The 16,876-nt window shown below is 36.4% G+C and carries 13 protein-coding genes and 1 tRNA gene; 9 read left to right on the top strand and 5 right to left on the bottom strand.

Annotated features, from left to right (window positions below; translation table 11 throughout):
* Nucleotides 1-860: 860 nt before the first annotated feature.
* The 3 genes from ACFIKR_RS00320 to ACFIKR_RS00310 form a co-directional block, all read right to left on the bottom strand.
* The gene (locus ACFIKR_RS00320) at nt 861-1,922 is read right to left on the bottom strand and encodes a CobW family GTP-binding protein (RefSeq protein WP_375658380.1); all 1,062 of its coding nucleotides are present in this window, start codon (nt 1,920-1,922) and stop codon (nt 861-863) included.
* Nucleotides 1,923-2,338: 416 nt separating this feature from the next.
* Complete coding sequence (locus ACFIKR_RS00315; protein WP_375658379.1) at nt 2,339-3,430, bottom strand: D-alanyl-D-alanine carboxypeptidase family protein; 1,092 nt, start codon at nt 3,428-3,430, stop codon at nt 2,339-2,341.
* A 708-nt stretch (nt 3,431-4,138) separates the two neighbouring features.
* A complete protein-coding gene (locus tag ACFIKR_RS00310; RefSeq protein ID WP_015857082.1) occupies nt 4,139-4,936 on the bottom strand; it encodes a 1-acyl-sn-glycerol-3-phosphate acyltransferase in 798 nt (265 codons plus the stop codon).
* A 129-nt stretch (nt 4,937-5,065) separates the two neighbouring features.
* Here ACFIKR_RS00310 and thiD point away from each other — a divergent pair, with 129 nt between their 5' ends.
* Together thiD and ACFIKR_RS00300 are read left to right on the top strand one after the other, a co-directional pair.
* A complete protein-coding gene (gene thiD, locus ACFIKR_RS00305; RefSeq protein ID WP_375635329.1) occupies nt 5,066-5,920 on the top strand; it encodes a bifunctional hydroxymethylpyrimidine kinase/phosphomethylpyrimidine kinase in 855 nt (284 codons plus the stop codon).
* A gap of 394 nt (nt 5,921-6,314) precedes the next feature.
* Nucleotides 6,315-6,512, top strand: a complete 198-nt coding sequence (locus ACFIKR_RS00300) for a hypothetical protein (RefSeq protein ID WP_375644333.1) — start codon at nt 6,315-6,317, stop codon at nt 6,510-6,512.
* Between the two features lie 808 nt (nt 6,513-7,320).
* Here the strand turns inward: ACFIKR_RS00300 and ACFIKR_RS00295 are convergent.
* A complete protein-coding gene (locus tag ACFIKR_RS00295; RefSeq protein ID WP_375658378.1) occupies nt 7,321-8,034 on the bottom strand; it encodes a GNAT family N-acetyltransferase in 714 nt (237 codons plus the stop codon).
* A 565-nt stretch (nt 8,035-8,599) separates the two neighbouring features.
* Nucleotides 8,600-8,674 (bottom strand) — tRNA-Gly (locus ACFIKR_RS00290).
* A gap of 185 nt (nt 8,675-8,859) precedes the next feature.
* On the opposite strand from ACFIKR_RS00290, the gene ACFIKR_RS00285 reads away from it, so the two are divergent.
* The 7 genes from ACFIKR_RS00285 (at nt 8,860) to ACFIKR_RS00255 (ending at nt 16,876) form a co-directional block, all read left to right on the top strand.
* Entirely contained in the window at nt 8,860-9,837 is a 978-nt protein-coding gene (locus ACFIKR_RS00285; protein ID WP_375658377.1) for an ABC transporter substrate-binding protein, read from the top strand.
* A gap of 62 nt (nt 9,838-9,899) precedes the next feature.
* Nucleotides 9,900-10,796 carry an ABC transporter permease gene (locus ACFIKR_RS00280; protein ID WP_375653472.1) on the top strand — a complete coding sequence of 299 codons (897 nt, stop codon included), beginning with the start codon at nt 9,900-9,902 and terminating at the stop codon, nt 10,794-10,796.
* Nucleotides 10,789-11,583, top strand: a complete 795-nt coding sequence (locus tag ACFIKR_RS00275) for an ABC transporter ATP-binding protein (protein ID WP_375658376.1) — start codon at nt 10,789-10,791, stop codon at nt 11,581-11,583. Before ACFIKR_RS00280 ends, ACFIKR_RS00275 begins: the two co-directional genes overlap by 8 nt.
* 4 nt (nt 11,584-11,587) lie before the next feature.
* The gene (gene holA, locus ACFIKR_RS00270; RefSeq protein ID WP_375658375.1) at nt 11,588-12,628 is read left to right on the top strand and encodes a DNA polymerase III subunit delta; all 1,041 of its coding nucleotides are present in this window, start codon (nt 11,588-11,590) and stop codon (nt 12,626-12,628) included.
* Between the two features lie 1,545 nt (nt 12,629-14,173).
* Nucleotides 14,174-15,103: a prephenate/arogenate dehydrogenase family protein gene (locus ACFIKR_RS00265; protein ID WP_375658374.1), complete on the top strand. Its 930-nt coding sequence runs from the start codon at nt 14,174-14,176 to the stop codon at nt 15,101-15,103.
* A 410-nt stretch (nt 15,104-15,513) separates the two neighbouring features.
* Complete coding sequence (locus tag ACFIKR_RS00260) at nt 15,514-16,368, top strand: YihY/virulence factor BrkB family protein (protein WP_375658373.1); 855 nt, start codon at nt 15,514-15,516, stop codon at nt 16,366-16,368.
* Nucleotides 16,369-16,399: 31 nt separating this feature from the next.
* A complete protein-coding gene (locus ACFIKR_RS00255; protein WP_375658507.1) occupies nt 16,400-16,876 on the top strand; it encodes a YaiI/YqxD family protein in 477 nt (158 codons plus the stop codon).

Genomic DNA, 16,876 nt, shown 5'->3' with positions numbered 1-16,876 from the left:
AACTCTTAAAGAAAGGAGTACAGATAGTTCTCATGAGTACTCTAAAGTGCCAAGTTTTCTAAAACATTTTTAACTGGCAAGAGTATGAGGCTACCAGTTTGCATATTTATAGAGTAAAGATGGAGAATGGGGCTTATACATTTCATGGAGAATTTTGTATTATATTATTTATGGGTAGCGTCTTGAAATAGGGATGATGCGTATTGAGAGACGGTGTTTTTAAACGAGCGCGTGAATTCGCGATAAAATGATGTTCTATTTTGTGTGAGGGCGACTATTTTACAGATAAGGGTAATATGTTAGCGCTGGAGTGTTTTAATACGTAGTCATTTTGCGTCATGTGGTTTTGTAAGAGAGCTAAAAAGTTTCAACTGTGGTAGTCTATGGGGATTTTGTCGTCCAGTGAAAAGGTACGAATAATTTTATGGGAGGCATTATTGTTTAGAACGCATTGTTAAAAATGTGTATTTTCTTATTTTTTATTCCATTATGTGAATAAACTTGAATAGGAATGTTTATAAAAGGTTTTTATAAATTTATAACATATTGATTTATAAGGATATTTTAGCGTTATTCAACTTGAATTAGTATCTTGGATACCGTAAGATTCTCCCGTTTCAAAGTTTCTCCATGTTGAATCAATTAAAACCATTTGCTTGCGCATTACAAACGGGGATAGCCGCGGGGGTAAAGCTGTGCAAGAAAAGACTAAAACGCTTTTTATGAACCATCTAAAGTGCCAAGAGCTGTTCGACATTGGGGATTAGCAAAGTGTGTGATGATGCCAGTTTGCTCCTTTAAAAGCATAAAGATGGTAGTACCAATGAATTTAATGTTATATCATTGAAGGGGAGAAAAAATTAAAATTTTATTCCTGGAATGACCAGAGGATTTTCTAAGAGAGCTGTTTTGTCTGCAGTATCTATTGCTGGTTTATTAAAAAAAGCATTGAGGAGCTTTTGTATTGCTTCCTTTTCAACACCATCGGCAATGATGACAAAACGTGTTTGTTTTATTCCTTTGGGCCATGCTGGCAATTTTATGGGAGGATGAAAAAATGTTTGTACGCCATGTAATACAAGTGGGCGACAAGGGTCATCATGCAATGCGATAATTGCTTTAATACGTAATAGTTTTGTACCATAACGCTCTTGTAGGAGATCTAAAAAAGCTTCAATTGTGGCGGAATCAACAGGACCCTCACAGTTGAGTGAAAAGGTACGAATGGTTTTATGGGGGGTATGATCATGTGGGGTAGTCGTAAGATTTTGTTTAAGTTTTGTATTTTCTACTTTTTCATCCCATAATGTGTTATTTATTAACAGATTTGAACAAAAATCTTCAGAATGGGCGTCAATGATTTGTGCTGTAGGATTAATCGTTTTAAGTGTGTTAAGGAGCGTATCTGAAGGTGTTTGTTGGGCCATAAGGTCTGTTTTGGTGAGAATAATTTTATCAGCAAATATTAATTGTTTATATATTTCAGGATAGCGCTCACATATGGAAAGTGTGCTTAATGTATCAAATGTTGCAAGAACAGCATTTATGGACAATGTTTGAATAAATAACGGGTGGCTTAAAAGTATTTGTAAAATAGGGGCGGGATCAGCCATCCCTGTGGTTTCAATGATAATATGATGGAGTTGTTTGATCTGTCCTGTCTGAACGCGATTTATTAAATCAATTAATGTATCGATGAGATCACTGCGTAAATTGCAGCATAAGCAGCCATTGGCAAGCTCAATAATTCCCTCTGTCGTTTTTTCAACTAGAAGGTGGTCAATACTGATTTCGCCGAATTCATTGATGATAACAGCACATTCTGTTAAAAGAGGGTCTTGTAGTATACGGTTGAGCAAAGTTGTTTTGCCAGAGCCTAAAAAACCAGTAATAAGCGTGAGAGGGATGCGCTTTATTTTCATGTTAATCATCAACCGTGGTTTTATTTTAAAAAAACATATTTCAGTACGTTTAACCAATTTATAATGGTGTCCGTGAGGGATATAATGGTTAATACCCTATGAAATCCATTGTACCACTATCTTTACGCTTATAAAGGTAGGTGTATGTAGGGTATATCATACACTTTTTTAGCGTCAATGTTATGATAATTCTTGGTTCTTGAAAGAACTTATAGGAGGAATTTTTATTCCTTGTTTTAATTATTTTATCTACATGTTCCTCTACCTCGTGACGTGCAAGAGACAGGTTTTTATTGATTCAACAAATACAGATTTGAAATGAGAGAATCTTACAACATTTGTGGTTCTAACATAAGATACAAAATAATTAATTATCATTATAAATCAAAGTATTATAATTAATCGTAGATTATGATTTATGGCTTTTTTATAGAATGGTTTGCGCGTCTTTTATACGAACTATAGGGCTTTCTTAGTGGCTTTACTGTCATTTTAGGTGTTTTTGGCGTACGAATGAGGTGTACTGGTAAAGGATGAGAAAAAGGAGGTGGAGCAGTGATAAAAGGTGAGGTGAGAATAATATTTCCTTGATCATCATATGAATTTGCATGCATTTTTATGGCTTCAGGTGTGCATGTTTGTTGTCTCATATTGTTGGCGTGTGTTATATTTCTCCCATAAGGTTTTAATGTTGCTAGTGTTAATTGGGGTCTTCCTTGGTGCAAAAATCCTGTTTCAAGAAGTTGTGCAGCTTTTTCTTCTCTTTCAGTTATGTTGTTAGCACCTAGAATGACAGTAATAATTGTACGTTTATTGCGTGTGGCTGAGGCAACAAGATTAAAACCCGAGGCACAAATAAAGCCTGTTTTCATACCGTCTATTCCATAAAAACGGCCAATGAGGTTGTTTGAGTTATGCTGGACTTTTCGATTGTTACCAAAATCAATGGCTGGAATAGAAAAATAATGAGCATATTGTGGAAATTCTCGACGTATTTGAACGGCTAAAAGAGCAATGTCGCGTGCCGTGGAGTAGTTTTGAGGGTCTGGTAAACCACTTGCGTTTGCGAAATGCGTTCCAAACATGCCTAAACGTTTAGCTTCTCTATTCATTTTACGTACAAAATTTTTCTGTGAACCTGCAACAGCTTCACTCATGGCAATGGCTAAATCATTGGTAGATTTAACCATGGTGATACTTAAGGCTGTATCAAGTGTGAGTACAGAACCAGCTTTATAGCCTGAACGATATGAGGGAGCTTTTGCGGCGTATTCGCTGATGGTGATATGTTTGTCTGGTGAAATTTCCCCTCGGCTCATGGCACGAAAAATAACATAAGCGGTCATTAATTTTGTCAAGGAAGCAGGGTACCAACGCTCAAAAGCTTGATTATGTTTTAAGATATGCCCCGTTGTAACATCAACAGAAATAAAAGGCTGCGCTAGAGCAACAGCGCTGAATAAACTCAAAATCACAGAAAAAAATAAATTATAGAAGAGACGTTGCATTAATTTAAATCGAGTTCCTTCTTATTCGTTATTTAGAATTGTTTTAATGTAGCACACAAAGCTTTTAAGTCTAGGTTAGGAAGGAAAGATGGTTAATTGCTGTATCCGTTGTGTCTCGGAGATAAAAACCAATACTCATTTTTATTTTCCCCTTGAATTTAGTTTGATGACTTACAGTATCTCAAGAAATACTTTTTAAATAATGAAGATTGTACAAGACTTCAGGTTCTTGGGGGGATTGATATTTCTCAGGAAGGAACGAATCGGCATAATCATACATTTTTCTTGTCCTCCTGTTAGGACAGCCCTTGGCACTTGAGAGGGGTCGTAAAAAGCATTTTAATCTTTTCTTGTATCGTTTTATTCACACAGGTATCCTTGCTTGTAATGTGCAAGCAAAAGATTCTAATTGATTCAACATGGAATAGATTTGAAATGAGAGAATCTTACGGTATTCTGGGTTTTCATTCAAGTTGGATAACAATAAAATATCCTTATAAATTAATATGATTTATGTTATTTAAATGATTTTAAAGAGAGGAAGAATTCTTTCTCAAAAAAAAATCATACATTGGTCATTTCTTATAATGTACATGTGTTTTATAATTTTGAATTAGAAAGTTTGAAGTATCTTTCTTATATTTTTGTTCCATATACTCTGCTCAATATACAAAGTGATGCATTATTCTGATCAATCAATACATTGTTTCATGATGAATGATTTAGTTTTTGAAGTTTCTGAACAGCGTATGGTGGCATAGGAGGAGGGGTAGGATCTTGAGCTGCTAAGAGAAGCAGTTCATCACATGCTTTTTCAGTTTTTTGGACAAGTTGATCTAGAAAATCACGTTTGCTTAAACCAGCTTCTATTGGGGGAAGAATACGGACACGAATTGTTCCGGGATAGCGGCGAAAATTATTGCGTGGCCAATATAAACCCGCATTGTGTGCAATAGGCACAACTTGAAGCCCTAATTCATTATAGAGCGCGACAATACCTGATTTATAATCTGGTTCTTGACCGGGTTGTCGGCGTGTTCCTTCGGGAAAAATCAAGATTTGGCGCCCTTGTTTTACTTTCTCTTTTGCTTTTTGTATAACCATTTTTAAGGCTTTGATGGGCGTTGTACGGTTAATGGGGATAATTTGTGTTTTTGCCATATACCAGCCAAACAATGGAATCCACATCAATTCGCGTTTTAAAATGAGAGTAGGATCATCTAAATAGGGAACAAGACTGAAAGTTTCCCAAGCCGATTGATGCTTTGGAGCAATGATATAGGCTCCTTTGGGAAGATTTTCTAAACCTTCAATCTCATAACTTGTACCAGCGATGTATTTTTGCAAAAAGAGTGTAACGCGCGCCCATGTTTTAGGGACAATCCATGCCTTTTTGCGGGGCATTAAAAAATAAACGGGAGCGTAAAGAATCATTTGTATGAAAGTTGTTGTATAAAAAGCGAACGTAAAAAGAATAGAACGAAGGATAAGCACTACATTTTCCATTTTATATCTATAAGAAGACTTCGTATATAATATAATTCACATGAGAAAACATCTTCTTTATGTTTTTTCAAGCATCTATTTTTTCGGTAACTCATTTTCCGATATTTAAAAACAGAAGGAAAGAGGTTGATGGAATTACAAAAAGATAAACTTTTTATTCCACGGATTTTATCTATTGCGGGAACAGATCCTTCTGGTGGCGCTGGAATGCAGGCGGATTTGAAGGTTTTTTCAGCTATGAAAACTTATGGTATGAGTGTGGTTACAGCTGTTGTTGCACAAAATACTCAGGGTGTGCGTTCTTTTCAGGCATTAGATGCTTCTTTTGTTGCAGATCAAATTGATTCTGTTTTTGAGGATATCCATGTTGATGCCGTTAAAATTGGTATGGTTGCAAATGCTCAGATTGCACAGGTTATTGCAGAACGTCTTGCTTATCATAAAGCACGTTTTATTGTTTTTGATCCGGTTATGGTTGCAAAAAGTGGTGATGTTCTTTTAAAGTCTGATGCAATTGAAATTATGCGTGATGTTCTTGTGCCGATGTCAACTTTGATCACGCCAAATTTGCCTGAAGCTGCACTGTTATTGGGAGGTGAAGTGCAATGGTCTTTAGAGACTATGTATCAATATGCTCCACGACTCTTGGCGCTAGGGTGTCATGCAGTTTTGTTAAAAGGGGGACATTTGAATACGCTTACCAAGAATAGTACAGAAAATTACGATTATTCTAGTCCAGATCTTTATTGTGATTGTGAAAACCTTGTTATACTTGAGGCTTCTCGTCTTTCAACCACTCATGATCATGGGACAGGGTGTACCATTTCTGCCGCCATTGCAGCTCTGTTACCTACCCAACCTTTGGATTGCGCTGTTAAACAAGCAAAAGATTATTTGCATGGCGCTTTAACTGCCTCAAATGCTTTAAAAGTAGGGAAAGGGCGAGGGCCGCTTCATCATTTTTATGCATTATGGAAAGATTAATACAATAATTGATTGTGAAAAATCTTCACTCTATGAATTTGTTTCGTCATTATATGCTGTTTTGGACTTATGACTGATAAGTGTTAGCGCATTGTAGATTAACAGTTATTTTGTATTAAGAAGAATGAGAAAAAAATGTTATAATCTATTTCTTTTATATATTTTTTACGATTAATCTATCCTGTTTCAGAGGCAATTTTGAGTATAAAAAGAGAGCAAGGAATTGTAAAATCAGGATTTGATAGCAAAAAGAGTAGAGGGAAAGACCTTTTACAAGGCGATATTAAAGCTGGATGATCCCGCCATATTTGCTGTTTCTTACATTGGTGGCAAAACAGGATGAGCCGAAGTCGTTATAAAAATTATTGAATATATCTAATATTTACAGAATTTTTTGTCGGCATGGGTAGGGTTTTCTAAATGGCAATTGATACGTCCTGATGGAATTATCAATGATCTTTCAGGTGATGTGGTGAATTTTTTCGGATATTACAACGTCATTATCCTCTTTTTATGGAACTGCTTTATGGAATTGTTGGCGTTTCAGATGAGCAGCCGTGAGGAGTTTCAACATTTAATACAGCAGATCTAGAAACTTTTATGGATTTAGAGCGGCTTTAAGGTTTTTATATTTATAGTGATTAAGTTTTAGCGAGAAGGTAGTCGATCGCACAATCGGAGTTTCAATAGACTTGTAGCGTATGGTTTAATCTTTTCAAACTTGAATTTTTATTCTGTCATTTAATGGATTTCACCATTAAGTATTTAAAATGATTTGATTTTATTGTGCACTATGACTGTTCAACACCTTATTTTACGTTGATTGAAGTTTTGTTCCTCATATAAAATAGTATGCTTCAAGTAGAGTGCACTTATATTATTAATTAACATGTTTATTTTAAAGAGATTTCTCATCATCAACTGTAATCTAAAAAAAAGAAACAATATACATAAAGGACCTTTAAAAGGGTTTTTGAGCTCCTTTGGTTATTGTATAAAGCAACGATTTTTTCTATTAATTGACTAACAGACTAATCATCTAACAAACTATGAGGCAACTGTAGTTTTAAATATTTGCTTTTTCGAGTTTTTTATAATTATCAGTAACAGACAGTAAATTATCAATCATATCAAATAAAATTTTCACTTATTCAACTTAGATCTGTGATAGATATCTTTTTTAAGACAATGATCCTGAAAATTATAAAAGTAAGAAAATTTGAGTGAGTCATTTGAAACAATTATATTTGTAATAACTTTCTTAGCTTTTCACTATCAGTATTAAAAGAGATTGGCTAAACTTTCTTGGTTGTATAGATTGGTTTTCTATACTTGAGTTTTGCTGAAAATAATAAATTCGCTTATCGATGAAAAGAATTCATCGTTCAATGATCATGTGTTTATTGGGTTTTATAAACTTTAAATTCACCAAAGTTTATAAAACCCAATTTTTTATAAATGCCAATTCCCTCGTGAGATGCTTGCATACTAATGACATGATATTTCTTTCTTTTTAAATGCTCAATAGCAATTTTTGTCATGAATGTCCCAACACCTCTTTTCTGAAAATCTGGATTGGTGACAATATCATACACTCTACCAACTCCATCTGCTTTAATACAAAAACATATTGCTACAGGATTATTATTTATGTAACCAACGAACATCTCTACATCGGGGCCTTTTTTATAACAACGGCCTATTGTTTCATAAAATATAACCGCTTCTTCATCAAAAGGCTCGAAGATTGATGCCATAACATTTCCGTAATCTCTAAAATCTTGAAGTGATTCAACTTCCTTGATTTTGAAGTTATCTGGCATAGAAGTAACATATGAGTCTATATCTTGTGCTAAAGCTGCCATTCCTACCTCTGTTTCAACATGCTTTAAACCAATAGATAAGAGAACTTCATCAACTTTATAATGAGATGAATGAGGTCCAACCCACCAAGCTAAAGGCAGTTTTTGTGCATTAAAGGAATCGATTATGGATTTTGCTTGGTCTGCAGGTATAGTTTCTTGTAAATTTTTAGCAGAGACAATATTGAATGTATCTGAAGCAAATGTTGAATTAACAGAAGATACTCCATTTGGAAAATCAACAACCTTCATTTTAGGGCATAATTTCGGTAAAAAACGTACCTTTGAACAAAAATTATTTATTCTCTAACGATAAGTCGATTTTTGATTTGTTTAACATTTGTTTTTCTTGTCATTGCTCATCATTTCTAATTAATCTTTTAATATTGGGGCTGTAAGAAAATCCGTTAGCTCAAAAGTAATCCCAAACTCTTTTAAATACGCCTCTATAACCTGGCAAGGTCGTAAAAGATCTGCCGCGAATACTGAAAAATTACTCTCGAGATTGCAAGAAATAAAGTTATTGTTGCCAAATAACGTCATGAACCAATGGGAATTGTCCCTCTCGTTTTTCAAGCTTATTTTGCACGGCTTTAACGACTTAATAGACAACAACAACCTTCCAGAAAAAATCCGTCTAAGTTAAAAATTGTTATCTTATGATCTAAGACTCCAAACCAATAGATGCTTCACAAGAAATTACGAATCTTAAAAAAACTTTGAAAAAAATAAATTGGCACAAAACCTAGTGTCAAAATATACAAAATCTGCTGGCAAGCTACAGCTGCACGCAAGAAGGAATAAATACAAAATCCAATGGAGCGGGCGATGGGATTCGAACCCACGACCCCAACCTTGGCAAGGTTGTGCTCTACCCCTGAGCTACACCCGCTGACCGATTCGATATATATCTTGCCTGTATGGCGTAGGCTTCTACGAATTGCAACAAAAAAATATCATTTTAGTTTGATTTATTTTGTCCATGTTTTAATAAATTGAAATAAAGATTGATTTTAGAAGATTCTTCAGTAATAGATTATTCCTTTTTTAATTTTGCATAGAGAGGGGTGGAGTATAATGTTGAAGAGAATAAAAATATTAGGGATTATCATTGCAGCTGTTTTTATGATGAACAGTGTTGCAAAAGCGGATGACCAAGTTAAACGCGTTAAAGTTGCCCTAACACAAATTATGGTCCATCCTGCTGCGGATGCTGTTCGTAAAGGTGTGGAAGATGTTCTTGCAGAAAATGGTTATAAGCAAGGTGAAAATTTTCAACTTACCTTTTTATCAGCGCAAGGCAATATTTCAACAGCAACGCAAATTGCACGTAAATTTGTTGGTGATAAACCTGATGTTATTGTAGCGATTACCACGCCTTCAGCACAAACAATGCTTGCGGCAACGAAAACAATTCCTATCGTCTTTGCGGCGATTTCTGATCCTATTGGAGCTAAAATCGTTTCTTCGCTTACCAAACCTGGCGGTAATATGACGGGAAGTTCTGATCGTATAGATGTTGCAGAAAGTGTTAAACTTTTACAAGAAGTAAAACCAGATTTGAAAAAAATTGGTTATCTTTATAATGCTTCTGAAGCAAACTCTGTTTCAACTCTTAAGGTGTTAAAGGATGTGGCAAAAAAAGTTGGAATTGAAGTCATTCCTTCATCGGCACCAAAACCTTCTGATGTTCAGGCGGCAACACGGGCTTTAATTGGTAAAGTGGATATCATTTTTATTCCTGCTGATAATACGGTTCTTTCTGTTTTAGAGGGTGCGGTAAAGGTCACACAGGAAGCAAATGTTCCTATATTTACTGTTGATGCTAATTCTATTGGACGCGGTCCTTTTATGACGCAAGGTGTGAATTTCTATGATGTAGGGGTTGATGCTGGGAAATTGGTTGTGCGTATTCTAAAGGGTGAAAAGCCTGGTGATATTGACGTTGTGCAGGCGGCTAGTAATGACATTCGAATTGATATGAAAGCAGCAGAAAAAGTGGGGATTGTTATTCCGCAGACAGTTATTGATCGTGCGACAAAAGTGATTCAATAACTTTCATTGATAGGACGTTGATACAATAAAATACGTTAAGTTTTCATGGGGATTGTCTTTACATGAATATATTTGCGTTTTCTGGCGCTGTGGAATTGGGTCTTATTTATGCGTTTGTGGCTATAGGGGTTTATCTCTCTTTTCGCGTTTTGGACTTTCCTGATTTAACAGTTGATGGTTCATTTCTTCTTGGGTCTTGTGTCTGTGGTGTCTTAATTCTTTTAGGTTTTAATGCATGGGCAGCTATGGCATGTGCTTTTTGTGCAGGCATGGTAGCTGGTTTATTAACAGCTATGTTGAATTTGCGTTTTGGTATTTTGAATCTTTTGGCTTCCATTTTAACAATGTCAGCACTCTATACGGTTAATCTTCGTATTATGGGAATTATGGGAGGATCTAATGTTAATTTAGCGCTTGCTGATACGGCGTTAACACCCTTTTATAATCTGTTTGGTTTGTCCGATATTTTTGTGCGTCCTCTTTTCATTGGTACTGTATTGCTGGTTGTGGCGTTTTTGATTTGGCGTTTTTTGGAAAGTGAAATAGGTCTTGCTATGCGCGCAATGGGAGCTAATCCACGGATGGCTACAGCTCAAGGGGTTCATACGTCGGCGCTAATTTATTTTGGTATGGGGCTTTCAAATGCCTGTGTTGCACTTGGTGGTTCTCTTTATATTCAAACTGCGATTGCAACGGATATTACCGGTGGAATTGGAACAATTGTTTTTGGATTGGCAGCTGTGATTATCGGTGAAACTTTGTTTCGTACGCGTAATATTTTTTGGATTATAATCAGCTGTATTGTGGGGTCTGTGCTTTATCGTGTGGCGGTGCAATTTGCATTTGAGGCAAATGGAATTGGTATTGATACGTCGACAGATCTTCAGTTGATTACTTCACTGTTGGTTATTTTAACCCTTATTGTGCCACGCTATTGGAGGAGGCGTAAACGTGATTGAGTTTTCTCATGTTGGGGTTACATTTAAACCGCAAACACCTTTGGAAAAACAGGCTTTGATTGATATTAACCTTAAAATTGATCAGGGTAGTTTTGTTACGGTTATCGGTTCAAATGGCGCTGGTAAATCAACCTTGCTCAGTGTTTTAGCGGGTGCAATGCTTCCCTCAACAGGGAAAGTGGTTATCAATGGGCAAAATGTTTCTAGGCAATCAGTCAGTGAACGCGCTGGAAAGGTTGCTTGTGTTTTTCAAGATTCTTTAATAGGCAGTTGTGGTTCTTTAACAATTGAAGAAAATTTGGCTCTTGCTGCTCTTCGAGGAAGTCGTCGTGGTTTGCGTTCGGCTTTAAACCATGAGAAACGGCAATTTTTTCGAGAGAAAATTTCTCAATTAGGCATTGGTCTTGAAGCATATATTCATAATCCTATGGACAGTTTATCAGGTGGGCAACGCCAAGCTGTTTGCCTTGTGATGGCAACATTAGCCCATGCGGATGTTTTATTGCTTGATGAACATACCTCAGCGCTTGATCCTGGAATGGCTGATTTTGTGATGCGGTTGACTGAAAAAATCGTTGAAGAGAAAAAATTAACGACTATCATGGTGACTCATTCTATGCGTCAGGCTCTTGATTATGGCGATCGCACCTTGATGTTGCATGGTGGAAAAGTGATTTTGGATGTCTGTCATGAAGAGCGTAAGGGCTTGGATGTCAATGATTTAATTGGCATGTTTCAGAAAGTTCGCGGGGAAGTTCTTGATGATGATGAACTGTTAATGGATTAATAATGTGGCTCAGAAAAAAGCACATGAAGTTGATCAGTTTTTAACGCGTTTTTCACGTGCTTTTCCTATTGTTCTCATTTATGGGCCAGATCGTGGTCTTATTTGTGAGCGTGCACAATGTTTTGCAAAACTTACACAGGTAGCAATAGAAGATCCATTTTCGACAATTCGTTTGGATGCTGCTGAAATTGATAGAGATCCTGCACGTTTGGAAAATGAAGCGCGTACGTTATCACTTTTTGGGGGAGATCGTTTGATATGGATCTCTAATGCTGCTAACCAAAAAGGTTTTCTTGCTGCCTTGAAAATTTTAATTGAGAAACCACCAGAAGCCTGTTTTATTCTCATTGAATCAGGGGACTTAAAAAAAGGAACAGGGTTGCGCAATGCTGTTGAAACGTCATCAAAAGCAATGGCTTTGCCCTGTTTTGCGGATGATATGCGTTCTCTTGACGGTTTGATTGATGAGGTTTTAGGGCAGTTTAAAAAGACTCTTTCTTTGGATGCACGTAGATGGTTGCATGAAAGTTTAGGGGCGGATCGCCTTATATCACGAAGTGAGTTAGAAAAGCTTTGTCTTTACGCTGCAAATGTTCATATTACTCTTGAAGATGTGAAAGCTATTGTAAGCGATGTCAGTGCTCTTTCTCAAGATGAAGTTATTGATGCTCTTTTATTGGGCGATATAGCAGGCTTTGAAGCGCATTTTAACCGACATGCAGCATTGCATGGGGCGCTTTTTTTCATTTTGAGTGCAGCACAAAGGCATTTTCAGCAATTACAGCTATTGCGTTATCAGGTAGAAGTTGAAGGAAAATCGCCTTTTACGGTGGTTTCTCAAGCACGGCCTCCCATTTTTTTTCAACGGAAAAAGACAGTTGAACAAGCTTTAAAATATTGGAAGTTAGAACAGATTTCCTACGCAATGGAAAGAATTCAGGGTGCTGTTTTAGACAGTCGTAAAAATCCACTTTTGGGTGAAGCTATCATTCGTCAAGTTTTGTTAGGGCTCACAATTATTGCACGACGCCAGATGGCAGCTTAACAGTTTAAAAATATGATGATTTTTTATTTTTAGTACGCCACAGAGGTATTTTCAGCAATTAAAACTTTTGTGTTAACAAGTAGAGGTTAGTTGTGGTTTTGAGGATGCGCTTGAAGAGCTTGAAAGTTTTATAGAAACTTTTCTTCAGAAAAATTATTTATCTTCGAAAGGCAGTTTTTACAGGGTTTTATTATCTTGTTGTGTCGTAAAACACTGTTGGTTCGTGATATAGGGCTCAGGTAAAATTTTACGTATTCGGTGTTTCTGTGTGACTATGTGATGAATATTAGGCTGGTTCATAGCGCCTTAATGGGGTAACACCCCTCATGCAAACAGAGCATTTCAAACAACAGAAGACGCTTGTATGATAAATTCACATGCTTTCTTGTGACGTGCAGACAAGAGATTTTAATTGATAAGAGGATTTGTGATGGAAGAATTTTACCGTATTTGAAGTTATGATTCAAATTGAAAAACAATTATTATATTTATAAATCAATATATTATAGATTAATTGAACCACTTAAAATAGTGAACCAATGGAATCTTTTAGACAAGAAAATGAATTGTTTGCAGATCGATATGAATTAAGAATCTTCGTGGGATGAGGAGAAAGTCAAGATAGATTATGATGAAAACGACAGTACCTATGGGGGGACTTTTATGTTTGATACAGAGATGATTATCTTAGCAATGAATGTGTCTCATAAACAGAACAAGCCATTGTTTATTATTAGTAATTCATTATTTTTCATATTGAATCAATCAAAACGATATCTTTTACACGTCATAAGTGGGGGGCGTGTGGATAAAAACTGTACAAGAAAGCACTAACAATGCCTCTTAGGAATGCTCTCAAATTCCAAGGGTTTTTGCAATATTGGGGGTAGGCGAATATAATGATAGTGTTTTATTAAGTGTAAAGAGGCTCGTACTTAATGGATTTATAGTTATAACATTTACGAACACTGTCGTGAGATAGGCTGGGGAGCGAGATGTCTTTTTAAAACAAATGCATGAATTTGTAATCCAAATCTATTCTGTTTGGGGCGTTCTATTTTACGTGAGGGTTGTGATTCCATTAAAGGGATGTTTGGTGTTTTTGTTATCAAACTTTTTCTTTATTGAGAGGGGGTGTTTTTCTCGTATTTGTTTGATTTACGGTATCAGGAATTGGGAGAGGAAAATGTTTTAATGGTATTTTTTGTATGCGTTGTTTTACGGTGTTTTCAATATTCACAAAACTTGTGTTGATGTTATAGGTGGAGGCGTAATACGTTCTTATATAGGTCTAATGTACAAATTAATAAATGTATCGGGATAATTGGGAAAGAGTTGGTGCCTGCTTACGCTTTTGATGTGTTTTCTAGGTAAAATGATCTGTTGTCAGCTTGCGCAGGTGATGATTGGTAAACTGCGTTATTCTTTATTGCATAGTTGTCGTTTTTTAATGTTTTACGCATAACTCTTGAACAAACAGACAGGAAAATTATGATTTTACAATTGTTTTTATTGCCATTTGCAAAGAATTTTTGAAGGTGAAAGATGCCCCATATTCAATTTGAAAAAATAGCACTCATTGGAATCGGTCTGATTGGGTCTTCTTTAGCAAGAGTTATTAAAAAGAAAAATCTTGCGGCTCAGATTTCTATTGCAACGCGTCGTTCAGAAACCCTGAAAAGAGCGCGTGAATTGGAGCTTGGGAATTTTTATACGACAGATAATGCAAAAGCTGTTGAAGGAGCGGATTTGGTTATTGTTTCTGTTCCCGTTGGGGCGGGTGCAGAAGTGGCAAAAAATATTCATGATCATTTAAAACCTGGAGCGATTGTGAGTGATGTTGGTTCTACGAAAGCGTTGGTTATTGCGGAAATGGCACCTTTATTGCCAAAAACAGTTCATTTTATTCCAGGGCATCCAATTGCTGGAACGGAATATTCAGGACCGGATGCTGGTTTCGCTGATTTATTTATGAATCGTTGGTGTATTTTAACGCCTTTTTCTGAGAGTGATGCTGCTGCTGTCGCACAATTAACAGCGTTTTGGGAAGCCTGTGGTGCACGTGTTGAAAAGATGGATCCTAAACATCATGATCTTGTTTTGGCTATTGTTTCGCATTTGCCGCATTTGATTGCTTATAATACTGTCGGGACGGCTAGTGATTTAGAAAAGGTGACAAATTCAGAAGTCATTGCTTATTCTGCTTCCGGTTTTCGTGATTTTACGCGTTTAGCATCTTCTGATCCTGTCATGTGGCGCGATATTTGTTTGCATAATAAGGATGCTATTTTAGAAATGTTGAGCCGTTTTAGTGAGGGGCTTGCTTTTTTAGAGCAGGCAATTCGTTTAGGAGATGGTGAGACATTGTTTAACTTTTTTACACGTACGCGTGCTGTGCGTCGCAATATTATTGATGCTGGACAGGAAATTGATGCTCCTGATTTTGGACGTCAGAGTGTTTCTAAAAAAGGGTGAATAAAAGCAAGGTTTTTTTGTTGAATTTCATTGGTTTTTTCTAGAAATCGATAAGAAGTTTTTTCTCTATTCAGTCATAGATTGCAATAAAAAAGAGTGGCGATTGCTTCGATACAGATAACCATGACTTCAAAAGGTTTTATGTGTGCAAGATTATCGTGCTTAACTCTCTATAGGACATATGATGTACAGAAGAGGTTACTGATCTATAGAAGAGACAAAAAAATGAAGTCGTTGTAGAATTTCATATAGTGGGTTGTTGTTGTTGTTTTAGTATAAAGTCAGGCTTGACCGTATTGATTATTGCCCTTTATATTGCAACATCGGAAAATGTTTGTTTGCAGAGTTTTGATGATTTTTATAAAGCTTGAAATAGACAGAGGAAGAGTTTCACCAGAAAGTATTGAGATTTGTTAAGAAATATCTTTTGGTATAGCTATCGTATCCTTGTTGACGCAGTAAGCCATTATTGGCGTGATAATGGGAGTGCTTTTGCAAGCCATGTCGCGCTCTCTGGGCTTTTAGCATTTTTTCCTTTTTTTATTTTTGGAACTTCTCTTGCCAGTTTTCTTGGTGCTTTTACATATACACCGCAAAAAATCAAAGCTTTGGTGCAGTTATTACCAGATGTCATTGCAGAGCCTTTATCTCAGGAAATTATCAATGTTTTAACCATACAGCGGGGAGGAGTGTTGACAGTTTCTGTCATTGGGGCGGCTTATTTTGCCTCTAATGGGATAGAAGCGTTACGTACAGCTTTAAATAGAGCTTATCGTGTTGTTGATCGGCGTAGCTTGTTGTTTTGTCGTTTTCAAAGTTTGTTTTTTGTGATTCTTGGAGCTGTAGGTCTTATTGTGATCAGCGTTTTGTTGATTTTAACACCTCTGCTGATCAAGATTATGCAAAATCATCCTTTTTTCATTACAGAATATATCGGTGTCATTCGTCTATGGCGTTACATAATCGCAGCGGTTGTTCTCTTTGTAAGCCTTTTGATTGTTCATAAATGGCTACCAGCAGAGCAACGGAAGTTTATAGATATTTTACCAGGAATTGTACTGACAATGTTTGTATGGTTTATGGCTTCAATTGCTTTTGCTCAATATTTAACAATGTTTGATTATATTTCTACCTATGCAGGGTTAGCATCTATTATGGTTGCTATTATTTTTCTTTACATATTGAGTGCAATTTTTATTTTGGGAGGAGAAATAAACGCGGCGATAATGTTTTATCGCAAGCATTTGCAACATTCAGATGAATGAAAGAACTTAACTATTGCGTGAAAGCCAAGGTATGAATATCTCAATAAAGCCTGCTATCACTTTGTTGATTGATGCGGATGCTTGTCCTGTAAAAGATGAAGTTTATCGTGTGATGAATCGTTATCAGCTTAAGACATTTATTGTGGCAAATCGTTTTTTGTCCCTTCCGGATGAAGCACTCATTGAAAGAGTGGTCGTTGCTGGTGAATTCAATTGTGCTGATGATTGGATCGTAGAACATGTGCATGAGGCAAGTATTGTTATTACCAGTGATATTCCTTTAGCAGCACGGGTTGTGCAAGCTGGGGGGTTTTGTCTTTCGCCAACGGGGCGTATTTTTGATGTAAATTCAATTGGTCAAGCTTTGGCGATGCGCAATTTGATGGAAGATTTGCGGGGACAGGGCAGTATAACGGGTGGTCCCCGTCCTTTTTGTCGTAAAGACCGTTCTGCTTTTTTATCAGCACTGGATCTCGTTATACAACGTTTAAAAAGACGCGGTTATTAG

Origin of the sequence: Bartonella sp. MR30HLJHH (genome assembly GCF_042194195.1) — a bacterium.
Lineage (GTDB): Bacteria > Pseudomonadota > Alphaproteobacteria > Rhizobiales > Rhizobiaceae > Bartonella > Bartonella grahamii.
The sequence above is the reverse complement of the archived record's forward strand: the minus strand, read 5'-3'. Positions and strand labels throughout refer to the sequence as shown.